This is a genomic window from Polyangium jinanense (genome assembly GCF_028435365.1).
On the sequence record NZ_JAGTJJ010000027.1, the window covers coordinates 36,546 to 51,420 of the forward strand.

General features: G+C 67.7%; 11 protein-coding genes. 4 read left to right on the top strand and 7 right to left on the bottom strand.

Annotation, left to right across the window (positions count from 1 at the left end; genetic code table 11):
• Positions 1-62 precede the first annotated feature (62 nt).
• The gene (locus KEG57_RS32495) at positions 63-473 is read left to right on the top strand and encodes a hypothetical protein (protein ID WP_272424172.1); all 411 of its coding nucleotides are present in this window, start codon (positions 63-65) and stop codon (positions 471-473) included.
• Positions 474-657: 184 nt separating this feature from the next.
• The gene (locus tag KEG57_RS32500) at positions 658-1,428 is read left to right on the top strand and encodes a LamG domain-containing protein (protein WP_272424171.1); all 771 of its coding nucleotides are present in this window, start codon (positions 658-660) and stop codon (positions 1,426-1,428) included.
• A gap of 231 nt (positions 1,429-1,659) precedes the next feature.
• Here the strand turns inward: KEG57_RS32500 and KEG57_RS32505 are convergent, their stop codons facing one another.
• The 4 genes from KEG57_RS32505 to KEG57_RS32520 all read right to left on the bottom strand — a co-directional run bounded on the left by KEG57_RS32505 (position 1,660) and on the right by KEG57_RS32520 (position 11,136).
• Positions 1,660-6,318, bottom strand: a complete 4,659-nt coding sequence (locus KEG57_RS32505; protein WP_272459153.1) for a hypothetical protein — start codon at positions 6,316-6,318, stop codon at positions 1,660-1,662.
• 173 nt (positions 6,319-6,491) lie between these two features.
• Entirely contained in the window at positions 6,492-8,615 is a 2,124-nt protein-coding gene (locus tag KEG57_RS32510; protein WP_272459154.1) for a S9 family peptidase, read from the bottom strand.
• Positions 8,616-8,930: 315 nt separating this feature from the next.
• The gene (locus KEG57_RS32515; protein WP_272459155.1) at positions 8,931-10,280 is read right to left on the bottom strand and encodes a type VI immunity family protein; all 1,350 of its coding nucleotides are present in this window, start codon (positions 10,278-10,280) and stop codon (positions 8,931-8,933) included.
• Between the two features lie 64 nt (positions 10,281-10,344).
• On the bottom strand, positions 10,345-11,136 hold the full coding sequence (locus tag KEG57_RS32520) for a cyclase family protein (protein WP_272459156.1): 792 nt from the start codon (positions 11,134-11,136) through the stop codon (positions 10,345-10,347).
• Between KEG57_RS32520 and KEG57_RS32525 the strand changes: the two genes are divergently transcribed.
• Entirely contained in the window at positions 11,135-11,635 is a 501-nt protein-coding gene (locus KEG57_RS32525) for a carbonic anhydrase family protein (RefSeq protein ID WP_272424161.1), read from the top strand. The two genes, KEG57_RS32520 and KEG57_RS32525, sit on opposite strands and share 2 nt — an antisense overlap.
• A 60-nt stretch (positions 11,636-11,695) precedes the next feature.
• Here the strand turns inward: KEG57_RS32525 and KEG57_RS32530 are convergent, their stop codons facing one another.
• The 3 genes from KEG57_RS32530 to KEG57_RS32540 all read right to left on the bottom strand — a co-directional run bounded on the left by KEG57_RS32530 (position 11,696) and on the right by KEG57_RS32540 (position 14,654).
• A complete protein-coding gene (locus KEG57_RS32530; RefSeq protein WP_272424160.1) occupies positions 11,696-12,595 on the bottom strand; it encodes a hypothetical protein in 900 nt (299 codons plus the stop codon).
• 39 nt (positions 12,596-12,634) lie between these two features.
• Positions 12,635-14,011: a hypothetical protein gene (locus KEG57_RS32535; RefSeq protein WP_272424159.1), complete on the bottom strand. Its 1,377-nt coding sequence runs from the start codon at positions 14,009-14,011 to the stop codon at positions 12,635-12,637.
• A 454-nt stretch (positions 14,012-14,465) separates the two neighbouring features.
• Positions 14,466-14,654 carry a sigma factor-like helix-turn-helix DNA-binding protein gene (locus KEG57_RS32540; protein ID WP_272424156.1) on the bottom strand — a complete coding sequence of 63 codons (189 nt, stop codon included), beginning with the start codon at positions 14,652-14,654 and terminating at the stop codon, positions 14,466-14,468.
• Positions 14,655-14,656: 2 nt separating this feature from the next.
• Here KEG57_RS32540 and KEG57_RS32545 point away from each other — a divergent pair, with 2 nt between their 5' ends.
• Entirely contained in the window at positions 14,657-14,824 is a 168-nt protein-coding gene (locus KEG57_RS32545; protein WP_272424154.1) for a hypothetical protein, read from the top strand.
• Positions 14,825-14,875: the final 51 nt, after the last annotated feature.

Sequence of the window (14,875 nt, forward strand, 5' to 3'; positions counted from 1 at the left end):
TTTCTGTCTCCCTGGCACTGCCGTTGCTGACGTTTCGTCTGCGAGCGAAAGGAGATCGACTCATGATCCGACGCTACCTGGTTCACGCCGCGGCATGCGTTGCCTCGGTCCTGCTCTTTGGCTGCGGGGGTGACGAAGGGGGTACGGCCGAGCGCGACACGGGTCATTTTACCGCGAAATGGACGATCAGCAACCAGCGAGCCCCGAACTACTGCGTGGCGTACGATGCGACGGGGGCGTTGATCGACATCCGCAACGACAAGGAGGAGTTTGTCGCGCAGATTCGGGTGCCGTGCGACCAGTTCGAGTCGAGCATCGAGCTGCCCGTGGACAATTATCACGCGTCGATCGTCCTCGTGAAGGAGAACGGGGACGCCGTCGGCAACAAGATCGACCTTGGCACGTTCAAGGTCGGTGCCGGCGCCGATATCACCCGCGAAGCGACCTTCGCGATGCCGCCGCCCGAGTCCTGACGCAAAACTACAGCAATGCCACCCCAGGGCTCCCGAGCGTCCGCGCTCTGGAGCCCTTTTTCGCGTCCGCCCGCACGGAATCGGTCAGGTTGCCCTCGTCTCCGGGAGGCATTTCTTCTATCCTGGTCGCCGCCGTGGCGCCTCTGCCCGGCGATTTCGGACATCTTTCCAGGAGAGATTCTTCATGCAGCCTCGAAGCCTCACGCGTCTGCGTGTGTCCCTCGCGCTGTCCTTCGCTTTCCTCGCCTTCCCGTCCGCTGCCTCGGCGATCGTCGCGGCGCCCTACGCGCATCGCTGGTATTTCGACGAGGAGGACGGCGCCGTCGCGTACGACGAAGCCGGCGTCTTCGACGGGACCCTCGGCGACCATGCCACGCGAACGGCGGGCCCCTTCGGCTCGAACGTGCTCACGATCGTGCCCACGAGCACCACCGACTACCGTGGATACGTCGACTTCGGCAAATCCGTGGCCTTCGGGACCGCCGACTTCACGATCAGCCACTGGTACAAGACGACGTTCAGCGGCAGCGGCCTTCGAGGCGAGATTCTCGGCAACCGGATGAAGGACGCGAAGGGGAACTTCATCTCCGTGTACCTGGGCGGCGACGGAAGGGTCACGGTCGAGCTTTGCGAGGACCCCTACGGCAAGAACTACGTCTCGTTGGTCTCGGACCCTTCCCTCCCCGTGAACGACGGGCAATGGCACCACCTCGCCTACGTCCGCGAGGGAGGCATGGTCTCGCTCTACATCGACGGCCAGTTTGCCGCCTGGAGCAACACGGGAGGCTGGGAGCCCACGAACCTCGACGGGCTCCAGTCGTTCCGCATCGGTCGGCGCCTCCCGGCATTCTACACCGACTTCCACACGATCCCGGCGTCCTACGAGGACCTGCGCATCTTCGACCGCGCCCTGACCGACACCGAGGTCCTCGACGTGGTCGACGGCGTGCTCTGAGCGCCCCTGCCTTCCCTCTGCCCGCTGCGCCGGGGCGCTGCCCCGGACCCCGCGGGGGCTGTTCGCCCCTCGACCCGAACCAGGCACGGCCTGGACCGAGGGTGGAAGAACTGCGCGATGCGCAGTTCTTCCAGCGGACCGGTGGCAAGACCGTGGAGGTCTGGTTCACGCTGGCAACGGGGACACCCGTGCCGATTGAAACGTCCGGCGCTGCCGTCTTGGCCGGCAAAACTACCGAAGAGCGCTGCCCGTGCGGGTCCTGGGCGAGCCCGCGCGGGTCCCACGGGAACGCCTGCGGAAAGCGATTCCCAGGGCCAGCGCAATCAGCGCACTCGGCGCGAGGGACCTCGCGCGGGGCGCACCCGCCACCTTGCATCCGCAACCTTCATCGCCCGTGGAATCGCGCCCGCCGGAGCCGGAGGAAGCGCCACCACCGAAGCCGCCTACGCCGCCCCCGGAGCCGCCCACGCCGCCCCCGGAGCCGCCCATGCCGCCCACGCCGCCACCGGAGCCGCCGGTACCGGAGCTGCTGCTGGCGCCGCCGCCGGTACCGGAGCTGCTGCTCGAGCCGCTCTGCATCATGGGCTCACACCATTTCATCGCGACGTTGCACACGTACCCCGCGGCGCACGCCGTGTCGTCCGTGCAGCTCGTCGCGCACTTGTTCCCGACGCACGCATATCCTTCCACGCAGCTCATCTGCGTACCCGGGGCGCACGTGCCGCTTCCGTCGCATTGCGAAGGGTTCGCCTGCGTGGTGCCCATGCACGAGCCTGCCGCGCACTGCGTACCCGCCGCATAAAGCGAGCAGGCGCCGGCCCCGTTGCATTGACCATCGAGCCCGCAGCTCGAAGGCGGCTGCGCCGCGCACTCGTCGTCGGGATCCGTGCCCGTCTTGATGGGCGCGCACTGCCCGTCGGCCCCCTGCCCCTTCTTGGCGGCCGTGCAGGCCTCGCAGGATCCCTCGCAGGCCGTATCGCAGCAAACGCCGTCCACACAAAAGCCCGAGCTGCAATCGGCGCCGGCCGCGCAGGGGACTCCCGGCATCCCCGGAGGCTTGCAGGCCCCGGCCAGACAGATGTTGCCGGACAGGCACTCGTTGTCGTTCGTGCACGGGTTCTTGCACGATCCCGCCGAGCAGACATAGGGCGCGCAATCCTTCCCCGCCGGATCGGTCACGCACTGGCCCATACCATCGCAGATCTGCCCCTTGACCACGGTCCCCTGGCAAAGCGAGGCCCCGCAGGAGGTCCCCTGGGGGTGGAGCTGACAGGCCCCCGCGCCGTTGCATTGGCCGTTCTGCCCGCAGCTCCCGGCGGCTTCGAGCGCGCATTCGTTCTCGGGGTCCGTCCCGCTCGCGATCGGCCCGCACACGCCGTCCGCGCCGACGCCCTTCTTCGCCGCGGTGCAGGCCTCGCAGAGCCCGGTGCATGCCGTGTTGCAGCAGACACCGTCGACGCACGCGCCCGATTGACACCAGACATCACTCGAGCACGCGGCGCCGTTCGGCGCGAGCTTGCCGCAGACGCCGGCAACGCACACGTTCCCCGCCGCGCAATCGCCATCCGCGGCGCAGGTCGTGTTGCACGCGCCCGCCACGCAGGCGTACGGCGCGCAGTTCGTGGATGCACCCGCGGCGGTGCACGTGCCCGTTCCGTTGCACGCATTCGATTGCGCGGCGTCCCCCACGCAGACCGCTCCGCACGACGTACCCTGGGCGTGCATCGCACACGCGCCCGCGCCATTGCAGCTCCCCGTCGTGCCGCAGGTGCTCGCGCCTTGCTCCGCGCATTCGCTATCCGGATCCGCGCCCGTGGCCACGGGACCACACGCGCCGTCGACGCCCGCGCCCTTCTTCGCCGCCGTGCACGCCACGCAGGTGCCATTGCATGCCGTGTCGCAGCAGACCCCGTCGACGCACGCGCCGCTCTCACACGTGGCGCCGGTCTGGCACGATACGCCATTCACGCCGAGCGTCGGGTCCGTGACGAGACGCGCCCAGACCCGATCGGCGCCATAAGGCTGCGCGGTGTCGAAGTGCTGGTAGACGAGCAACGCCTCCTTGGAAGGCCCTGCGGCAATCGCGGGGGCGAGCTCGTTTTGCGCCGGATCATTCGCGAGGACGATGCCCGTCGTATCCGTCACGACCCCGCCGGGCGTGAGGCGCGCGCCGTAAATGTCTTGGCGGCCACTCACCGCGCGGTCGTCTTGCCAGACGACCCAGTACTGCGTGCCGTCCCAGATCGCTCGCGCCGCGCGTTGCGTGTTCGCCGCCGTGGAGATGCCGATCCCCATAGGATCGAGCACGGCGCCGGTGCTCCCCACCCGCGCACCACGAACGTCGGCGCTATTGTCCCACGTGACCAGCCAGTCGACACCATTCGACGTGACGGAGGCGTTGTTCTCGCTCCCGGAGGCGGCTGCGACGTTGATGGCGAAATTGCCCGTGTCGAGCACGACGCCGGCCGGCGTCAGGCGCGCCGCCGCGATGTCGTACCCCATCGCTCCGGGCCTCGACCATGCGACGAGGTAGTTCGTCCCATTGTAGCCCACCGCGGGCATCCAGCCGCCGCCCGTCGAAATTTGAATTCCCGAGGCATCGAGCACCGTCGCGGCCGGGGAGACGCGGCTCGCCCAGATCTCGGCGTTGGCGGAGTCGTACCAGGTCACGAGCCAGTTCGTCCCGTCGGACGAGACCGCGGGGTTGCTCTGGCTGCCCGTGGCGGTCCTGATCGGCACGCCTGACGGATCCAGCACGCTCCCGGCGCCGCTGACGCGCGCGGCGTAGATGTCGTCGTTGCCGGCGCGGGTATCGTTCCAGGCGACCAGCCAATCGCCGCCGAGCGAGGCGATCGAGGGATAGGATTCGCTGCCCGTGGCCTGCGAAATCGCGATCCCGCTCGGATCGAGCACCGCGCCGCTTGTCGTCAAGCGGGCGCCATAGATGTCCGTCGTCGTGCCCGGGCGCCGGTCCTCCCAGACCGCGAGGTAATTCGTCCCGTTGTAGGCCACGGCGGGGCGCGTCTCCGCGTTCGCCGCGCGAGAGACGAGCTGGCTCGTCGCGTCGACCTTGGTGAGCGCGTTCGAGACGCGCAGCCCGAACACGTCCGACGGGCTGTACGAGTTCGACAGCCGCGTATCCGTGAAGGCGAGGAAGAAGTTCGTCCCGTCGTGTGCCGCCGCCGCCATCGAGCTCGAGCCGGGCTCGGCGACGAGGGCCGTCTTCGGGATCGTCACGTTGCCGAGCAAATCGACGAAGAGCCCGTAGATTTCGCTGCTCGTCGTCCCGAACACGCCATAGCCATTGCCCGCGAAGGCCACCGAGAGGCCGATGGCCGAGTCCGCGAGGTATTTGCCGGAGATCGTGTCGAGCACCGCGCCCGCATTCGTGATGCGCTGGCCGCGGATGCCGCTGTCCGCCCGCCACACGGCAAACCAGTTCGTGCCATCGGAAGCGACGTCGAGGTCGCTCGTACTGCAATAGGCGCAAATCGTGAGGTTCGACGCGTCGAGCACCGTGCCCGAGGGCGAGACGCGGCGGCCGTGGACGTAGCTGGTGCTCGCGTCGATGTTGTCGAACGCCACCAGATAGTTCGCCCCGTTGAACGCGATGCTGATGTCGTCGAGGTAGATATTGTTGCTGGACGCGAACGTGAACTCCGGGGTCATCGTCCCATCGGGCGCGATCAAACGACCATAGAGGTCGTAGCTCCGCCTGTAGGCGACGAGATGGTGCGTGCTGCCGAACGCGACGGCCGCCGGCCCCTCCCCGCCCGCCACATCCGCCGTGGCAACCGGGATCCCGCCGGGATCGAGCACGGCGCCGCTGCTGCTCACGCGGGCGGCGTAGATGTCCCCCTGAGGGTCTTCCCGCTGGTCGGTCCACGTGACCATCCAGTTCGTTCCATCGTAGGCAATGTCGGGCTTCTGCTGGATGCCAGCGGCATTGGAGATCACGATCCCGGAGGTATCGAGGATCGTACCCGTGCTCGAGACGCGAACACCATAAAGGTCATCCGTACCCGCACGTGCGTCACGCCAGACGACGAGGTAATTCCCACCGCCGAAGGCGATGGCCGACTCGGTTTGGGTCCCGGCAGCTCCGCCCTGGATGGCCCCGTCGATCCCGATCTCGGGTCCGATGACGGGATCGAGCACCGCCGGAAAAACGCTCTCGTCGAGCGCGCGCTCCGGGACACGCAAGACGATGTGCCCCGCCTCGAAGTCGATGGGCACCGCGGTCTTCTGCCCGCGCGCGTCGATCCACGTCGCGACGCCATACCGCACGCCGAGCCCCGTCTCGGGATCCACGAAATGAAGCCCCGTCTCGGTTTCCTGCGTGAAGACCTCCCCCGACACCGCGATCCGGACCTCGAGATCCCCGCGTCCCTCGGGCTTCGTCGCGAAGGAAAAGCTCTGCTCGACGCCCTCCTCGGTGTTCTCGAGGTGCTCGACGACGTCGCCGCGCGTGACGGCGACGCGCGAGCTCGGATCGAGGTCCGCCCGCGCGCTGCCCGCGCCGAGAACGGACACGCCGGCGCGCTCGATCGACGTCAGAGTGGCGACGAACGCAGCGGCTTTGACCCCCTCACGCGCGGGCCCATCCGCCGCGGGTCGATACGGCGCGACCGCGAACGAGCGCGCATCCGCGCGCACCGCATACGTGGTGTGCCCCCCCTGGAACGAATCGCCTTCAGGGCGAAACGCGAAGTGGACACGCCGCATGACATCGCCGAGCCCGAGCTGCCCCGCCGCGGAGGCCGGGTGCGGGGGCGTCGCAGCGGCCTGCGCGCCGTCGTCGGGCCGCTGCTCGTTCGTACATCCGAGCGAGGCGCCCATCAGCGCCACGCACAACGCGACCCGCTCCGTGCGCGGCCGCGTTCGACTCATGAACCCAAGGAAGCGCGACGCTCGCCTGACCGTAGACATGCCAGTTTCCTCGCAGGATGTTGGCGAGCCTCGCGCAGGAGAGCCGAGGCTGCGCTCATTGCGGCGCGATCTGGAAACATGTAAGCGCAGCTGTCAACCGAAATTACGCGCCGCGCAACATCCACGATCCCCGGTCAGTGCGCCGCGTACCACGCTGCCCAGGTGGTCCACAGGTGCACCTGGTGGGCCGGCTCCCCGAAGCCGTGTGGCTCGCGGGGGTAGCGGTGGAACCGCACCTCGCAGCCGATGTCGGTGAGCGCGCGGTAGAGGAGCAAGCCATTGATGGGGGGCACGCGCGAATCCTCATCGCCGTGCGCGATCAAGGTCGGGGTGACGACCTTGCTCACCCAGCGCAGCGGATTCGAATCGGCAAACTCCTCGGGCTGCTTCCAGGGATCGCCGCGGAACTCCCATTGCGCGGCAGCGCCGTGGTTGATGTCGGATCCGGCGTACTGCGCCACCACGTCGACGACGCCCGCGCCGACCATCGCGGCGCGATACCGGCGCGTGTGACCGATGGTCCATGCGGTGACGTACCCTCCCCAGGACCAACCCCCATAATAGAGGCGCTGCGGATCGGCGCGTCCGGAGGCGATGAGCGCGTCCACGCCGCTCTCGATGTCGGCGAGCTCGACCTCGCCCAGGCGGCCCCGGTTGGCCGCGTAGAAGGCCTGGCCATAACCGAAGCTGCCGCGGTAGTTCGGGCGCAGGACGGAGTAGCCGCGCGCCGCCATGTACTGCACGAAGGGATTGAACCCGTCCTGGCTCACATCGTCGGGCCCGCCATGCGGAGCGACGAGCAGCGGCGCCGGGCCCGCGCCCGCATGCGGCGAGATCGTGAGAAGCCCCTCGATCTCGGTGCCATCCGCGTTTTTCCACCGCACCACCTCGGTCTTCGCGACCGTCCACCCCGCGATCCGATTCGATTGCGGCGCGACCACCTGCAGGGCGCCGGTCTGCAGGTCGACCACCGTCGGCGCTTGGGGATCGGTCGGCGTGGACGAGAGCGCCGTCGCAAAGCGCCCCGATCGGTCCGTGGTACCCAGGGGCCCAAGCAGGCGCGTCGTCCGGCCGAGCTGGGTGGCGCTACCGCCCGCAGCGGGGACGCGCACGAGCTTGGTCCCGGTCCGCTCGGCGACGACCAGGGTCAGGTTCCGGCCATCCCCCGACCAGGCGAAGCTTCCAATCGTGGCGTCGAGCTTGTCCACCACGTCCCAGGACCGCCCGCTCTCGGCCTCGTACACATTGAGCGCATTGAGTAGCGAGAGCGTGTTCTTCCCGCTGTGCACGGCCACGTAACGCCCATCCGGCGACCAGGCGACGCTCCCCAGCGGTCGCGGCTCCCGGGTCAGATCACGGACGACGGTGCCATCAGCGGCGCTGAGGATCCGCGCCGATTGCCGCATCGCCGCGTCGTGGGGTTCCGACGAAGGCGAGGTGATCACCGCGAACCTCCGCCCGTCCGGCGACCAGCGGAACGCGAGCACGTTCTCCTGGCCCGTGGTGACACGCCGTGGGGCCTTGCCGCCTCGTTCCAGGACCCAGAGCTGTGACGCTCGGTGGCGGGCGGCCTCGTCGACCACACCACCGCTGCGCCACGCGGCCTCCTTCTCGGCCGCGGTGAGCGGCGGCGCGGCAGTGAAGGCGATGGAGCGGCCGTCGGGCGCGAGCTCGTAATCCTCGAATTCGAGCTCGCCGACATCCAGCACCTCGGCCTCGCCGCCGTCGACCGGCAGGACGTGGATCTTGCGTCCGCCGCCATTCGAGCGCACGAACGCGATGGCGCGGCTATCGGGCAACCATTTCGGGTCTCCGACCGGTTTGTCGGCCCGCGTGAGCTGCCTGGGCGCGCCGCCCGCGCGCCCCACCACCCAGAGCTGCGCCTCGGACTTCCAACCGCCGGAGGTATCGCTGTCCGAGGGTTGTGCTTCCGGATTGAACCGCGTTTCTTTCACCACATAGGCAATCTGCTGGCCGTCCGGGGAAATGGTGACCCCCTGGATCCGCGGCAGAGACGCGACATCCACCGCGAGCGGCCGCGTCTCGGGATGCGGCACCGCCGGGAGCGTGGACACGGCAACCGGCGCGGGTACGGCGGGCGTGGAGGGCGTCGGTGCCGCGCTCCACGGAGGGAGCGCAGCCGCACTCGGGGACGTGGCGGCGGTGGATGCATCGGAAGGCGTGGCGGGGCCCGTGGCCGGGGCCGCGCCGCAGCCGAGGAGGGAGAATGCCAGGAAGGTCGAGAAGCGGGCGCGCATGGCGGCGACGCTAGCACGCCTCCGGGGCATCTGAGCATGGGACGTGGAGCCGGGGCGCTGCCCCGGGCCCCGCGGGGGCTGTTCGCCCCTCGACCCGAACCAGGGCAAGCCCTGGACCTCAGGTGGAAAAACTGCGCAACGCGCAGTTTTTCCAGCAGGCCGGTGGCAGTCGCCGGTCCTGACCCATCCCGTTCGATGAACTGCGCATCGCGCAGTTCATCGACCCCGAGTCCAGCGCTTGCGCTGGTCCGGGTCCAGGGGCGGATAGCCCCGGTGGGGCCTGGGGCAAAGCCCCAGCGAAGCGGCTTCGAGTCCTCACGCGCCGAAGAAGCGCAGATGATAGGCGCGGTTCTCTTCGTCGGAGAGCGCCCCGACGCAGACGTGCTCGAGATCGTCGTCCGGAAGGCGCAGCGATTGCAGCGCGCGTCCGACGCGCTCACGGACACGAAGCTCGCGGCCATCGTCGAGGGTGCCCCCCGCGTTCGGCGCGTCGCCGGTGCGGATTCGAACGACGCCGCCCGGCAGAGAGGCCATCTCCACGGACGGCGCGAGCGAAGCGAGCTCCTTGTTCATTTGCTTCGCGAAATCACGCCCGAGCAACGTGATCCACCCGATGTGGAAGAGGAACGGTTGATTGGCCCAGATCGTGTACATGTACGGCTCTCCCACGGTGATCCCGGGAAAGTCGCGGCTCCATGAAGCATAACTCGGAAGCCCTCGTTCGCGCAGGGGTCCCCATTGGTCTTCGAGCCATCGCCGCGCGTCTCCGTCGGGGCCGAGGTACTGGGAAATGCCGCACCAACCGGAGGTGAGGTCGAGGCCTCCGCAGAGCTCGTCCACGAGGGTCGCAAGCTCGGAAGGGCGCGACGCCCATGCGATCGGGAGGTACCCGCGCACCGCGGCGCCTTCGGCCATGAGCTGCCCGACGAGCGCCGGGGGCTCGGGGGAGCGCACGTTTTTTCCGGCGGCAAGCGAATGCACACCCATGACCCGCCGATTCTTCGCGTCGAAATGGGAGGACCACGACGCTTCGGCCTGCGCCACGCTCGACGCACGATATGCCTTGTGGTCTCCCCCCTTCGAGAGAAGGCCCGTGTCCGGGAATCGCGCGAGCCAGCGCGCGCCGAATTCGCGGACCGCCGCGCGCACGATCGCGTTTTCCCCGGCCGCCAGCACCACGATCTCGACGCAAGGAAACACGAGCACCTCCTGCGTCTCGGGATGGCGAAGGCCGAGAGGCTCATAGGCGCCGAGCGCCGATGCCTCGGCGACTCCCGCGGCACGCTCTTTCGGGGCGGCGCCACGCGGCGGCGGCTCGGCGCGCACGGTCGCGAGCTCCTGATACAGGCGGAGCTCGACGAGCGCTTTATGCCATTGGCTTCGGAGCTGCGTCCGGAGCCACGTGCTCGCCTTGGGCGGCAGGATGAGGCCCTCCACGGAGCACTCCACATCGTGGCCACTGGACCAGACAAAGGACGCGCCGCCCGACATGCCGCCGTGCTGGGATACCTCGTCGAGCAGATGAAGCACGCTCGACTCGACCTCGGATCGCGTGATCCCGTCGGCGTCCGCCGCAAAACGAAGGTTCAGGAACGCGGGCTCGGTGGGCACGACGCTCTTTGGCCAATCGATCGTGGCGGAGGAGCGGGCGGGGCGGTTTGCCATGGCACCCGCCCCGTAGACCAGGTCTCGACGTGGCGCAAGGGCCGCCGTTCGGAGATCGGATGGATCACTTCCGCAAAAGCGCCACGATCCGCAGCGGTCCGCCTGTCCCGTGCGCGATTTTCATGGGCAACGCGATCACCCACGCACCGCGCTCGGGCACGCGATCGAGGTTCGCGAGGTTCTCGAACCCCGGCACCTCGGCCTCGCTGGCAATCCTGTGGACGATGAAATCACGCGACGGGCCGTGATCGATGCTCGCCGTATCGACGCCGATGGCGGCGACATGCCGCTCGCCGATGAGCAGACGCGCCGCGTCCTCCCCATACGAGGGGAAATGAAGCTTGTCGATCGCGCCCGGCGTATCATCCCCGAAATAGGCTTTTCGATTGGGATAACGTTTCCCCCAGCCGGTGCGCAAGAGCACGATGGTCCCGGGCGTGATGGGCTCATGCCGCGACTCCCACGCAAGAACGTCGGCGGCGGTGAGCCGGTAGTCGGGGTTCTCCGCTGCTTTCGCGGCGACATCGATGACGACGGCGGGAGCGATGAGCCGCGCGAGTGGGACCTCCGCCGCGGTCATCTTTCCCTCGGCGAAGTGGATCGGCGCGTCCATGTGCGTCCCGCCGTGCTCCGGCGTGCAGAATGCGTTCGCCGCGTAGAAGTACCCCGCCTGCGTCCGTCCGTAGGCGAGCTTTTGCAGCTCGAACGCGCTCGGTGCGTTCGGCCAGTAGAGCGTGTGCTCGTCGAAGGTGTACGTGAGATCGACGAGCTCGGAATGGTCGATGTCGACGAGCGGGCGCGACGCGGCGCATCCGCCAAGGACGATGAGCGCGGGAACGAGAAAAGCGTGTCGCATGAGGGTCCCCCTTTCGAGAGGGTACCTCCACACGGCGAGGCATGCATTCTCGAAAAACTCGGATCTCGACCCCAGCGACCGAGCGCCCATAACGGGAACCTCATTCCGCCTCGCGCCGTCTCCCCCGCGTGCGATTCATCGGCCTCCGCGGCGCGTGGTCGTGGCCGTCATGATCGACGTCGGCCCCGAGGAAAATGCGTTCCTGGCCCCGCTCTTCACGCACCTGCCCCAGAAGGAAGGCGAAGGGACCTGTCTCCAGACCGAGGGCCTCGCCGACGTGCTCCTCGGCGACCGCGGCGGCTTCTATCGGTACGACGGCTCTCTCACGACGCCCGATTGCAGCGAGCACGTGCAATGGATCCTCATGGAGAGGCCGATCCTCGCCTCGGCCGAGCAAATCGGCCGGTTCATCTCGGTCTTCCCGGACAACGCGCGCCACGTGCAGCCGACGGGTGGCCGCACGATCACGTTTTATCCGGGAGGGCCTGCGCACTTGTGACGTTCACGAAATACGGCCTGATGGCGTCTCCGCCGAGCCCGGACGCCGGCGCGAGCGCTTCTAGCTCTCTTCGACGCGGATCGGGATCCAGTCGAATCCGGTGACGCCTGCATCGAGGAAGATGCGGCGGACCTTGGGGGTGACGAGGAACAGGGGACAGGGGAACACGGCTTTGCTCACGTCGCCGTTGAACTTCACCTCGCCGTACCATTCCCAGGTCACGTTCACGTCGCGGATATCGGCGACGTCCGTGGCGCGGTAGGCGAGGCGCATAGGGACCTCTGCAGGGTTCGTGAAGCTGCTCCGCCCGCAAGCGCACGGCTTGTAGGGTTCGATCCCGGTCGAACGCGGCGACATGCGAGGCAAGGTGTGCGCCGCGCAGATCTGCCGCCACGGGAGCTCTATGGGGCCCTTCTCCTCGAAGGCGGCAAAGACGCCGCGGAAGGAGATCCCGGTTAGGCCACTCTCCGCGAGCGTGCCGGCGAGCTTCTCGTCGACGAGCATGTCTTTGTAGTAGGTCGCGGACGCGCGTCGACCTTCGAGTTTGGGCAAATCTTCGCCGTCGATGAACATCGCCGACGTCTGCCGGGCCCCCGCGCCGCAGCGCGGACAAGCCTCGGACATGTCGTACGTCGTGCCCAATCGCGGCCCTCCGAAGACCGTCTCGTTGTTGTCGTACGACATGATGAGCAGGCGCGCCGCGTCGAGCTCCTCCTCGGTGTACTCGTCCCAGCGACGCTCGAGCGGCTCGAGGCCGAGCGCCTGGAAGCGCCCTTGCAGGATGGGGAGCCGCGGGTCGTCGCTATAGAGCTCGACGACGAGGTAGGCGAAGCGCATGCCCTGAATGTCGTCGTCCGTCACCTCGGCCACCTCGGGCCCGCAGCCTGCTGGTTCCAGAATGGATCGCTTCGGATCTGGGATATCGGCGGTGTTCTCGAAGAATCGAACCTTGGTTCTCATGTTGGTTGGTCCGTCCTCCCGCAAGTACGACAAGCTCGTTCAGTCCGCGAAATACGATTCGATAGCCTTGAGCCAGTGCGGACTGTCCTTGTAGACCTTCTGGTACATCTTCCACACGTCCGATTTCTTCAAATCCTCCGGAAGACGCTTCGTCGCCTCCCTCAGTTGCTTCCCTATCGCGATGTGCTGCTCCTTCGTCAAGAGCACACATGGCCCGTCCTTCGGGTCGAACCCGAAGTCCCTCATCTTCGCCGTCTCGAAGATGTGGTGCGCCTCCCACTGGCCTCCCCGGCCCTTCGTGAACTTGCCCATGAGCTTGTACGGGCCAATCGCGCCGAGGCTGTGCAGCGTATCCGCGATCGCCGGCCCGACCTTGCTGTTGCTCAAGAGCTTGGCCATGTCCTCACTGAGATCCGCCTCCGTGAGCACGAGCCGCGTCTTGTTTTTCGCCGCTTGCCGTAGCTTCTTGAAAAACGCCCTCGCCTCCGCTTTCCCAGCGGCCGAAAGCGCGATGAGGCTCGCGACGGTCTGGGCTACGGGGTTGTCGAAGCCGTCCGGGTTCTGGCCGCCGATGATCCCGGAGCGCTTGCCGTCGGCCTGCTTCGTGTCCTCGTTCAAGTTCCCGTCGACCATCGCCGCGAGGAAGGCGAGCTCTTCCGCGAGCTGCTCGGCAGTGGTCTTCTCCTCGCCGTCGCCTTCGCCGTCGCCCGTGCCCTTGCCGTTGCCCTTGCATCCCTCCTTCGTCTGCTCGCACGACGCCACACTGGACACCGGCGCCCCAGGACGAAACACGCGCTCCGGCAGCGCCCCGCCCCGATCCACCAGCGTGCAATGCTCGTCCACGCACTTCGGCGGGTGCACATCGTCCTTCTTCGGCAAGGTCGACGTCGACGGCAACAGCGGCTCGTTCGACAGCACGCCCTCGGGCGGAGGCGGCGCGGGCCGCGGCTTCTCCGGCGGGCGCTCCGGCATCTTCTTCACGCCCGGCGGCACGACCTCCACCTGTTCGTCCTTCGCCGCCTGGGGCGCCGGCTTCGGCGACTCCGAGGCTTCGGCGGCCGGCGCCGCTCCCGCCTTGTTCTCCTCGGCCGGGTCCTTCGGCGCGCTCTTCGACGGCGCCGGCTTCGGACGCGGCGGCGGCTTCGGACATTGCAGCTTGTTGTAGGGCGGCGGCAAGAACCGGACGTTTTCTGGCGGCGCCCAAGGGTCATAGGCGAAGGTCGTGAGGCCGTTGGTCTTGGCCGTGAAGACCTGCCAGCTCTGGGTCATCACGGTCGCGCTCCCCGACAGGGCCCACTGGTCCATCTTCGGGTGCCCCGGGAGCCGCACACAGACGCGGATCTCCGCGCGGACGAGAGACGGCACACACAGGACGAGGAGGAGCGCGAGCAAGAAGAGGGCCCCAGGGCGACGCATGCGAGCCTGGTCACCGAAAGTATGCACGCGGGGCAACTTTCCACCCAAACCGCACGCCGACCCGTCTGGCGCCGATATCGGAAGGTCGAACCGCCGGACGACCCTTCCTCGCCGAAAAAACGGTTCCGTTTTTTTGTCGCTCGACCCTTCCTTTACAAAAAACGGAAGGCTCAGCGGCGCCGCGACCCTTCCTTGCCGGACCGCGCCTCTCCTCGACGCGCCGCGGACGGGTCAGAAGGAGATTTGGAAGACCATCGTTTCGCAGGCGACCCTTCCGCGGCAAATTTGGGAGAGGCCTTCCGCACAAAAGACGCGTCGCGAAGCGATTCAGGGAACCGTTTTTTCGTCGAGGAAGGGTCGAACGCCGGATCGGGAAACCGATATCTGGCGAAGACGGGTCGAAACGCTTCTTTTTCCCCGGTTCCGCTGCCGGAAGAGGGAACGGGAGCCGATGTCACGCGAGCGACAACGCCTTCAAGCGCTCCCGGGCGAGGCGCAGGCGACCGTGAACGGTCTTCGTCTTCAGCCCGAGCGATTCGGCGATCTCCTGGATGGAACGCCCCTCCAGGTACGGAATCATCACGGCTCGAACGCGCGCCCCCACCTTCTCGAGGAATCGAAAGCTTTCGATGATTGCGCGCATGGTTGAGCCCGATCACCACGAGCCACGGACGCGCCTGCTCCGGCGTGCTGTCGTCCATGGGGGAACGAATGCCCGACCTGGCCGCCGAGCTGCAAACGGTGGTAAACTTCTATGGCCAACGGGCCGCGGAAGAAGTCGGCAACCTGAACAAGGCCAGGTTGAAGAGGTAGAGGGCGGGGGCGCTTGCCGCTTCCGCTCCCGCTCCCGCTTCCGCTTCCGCT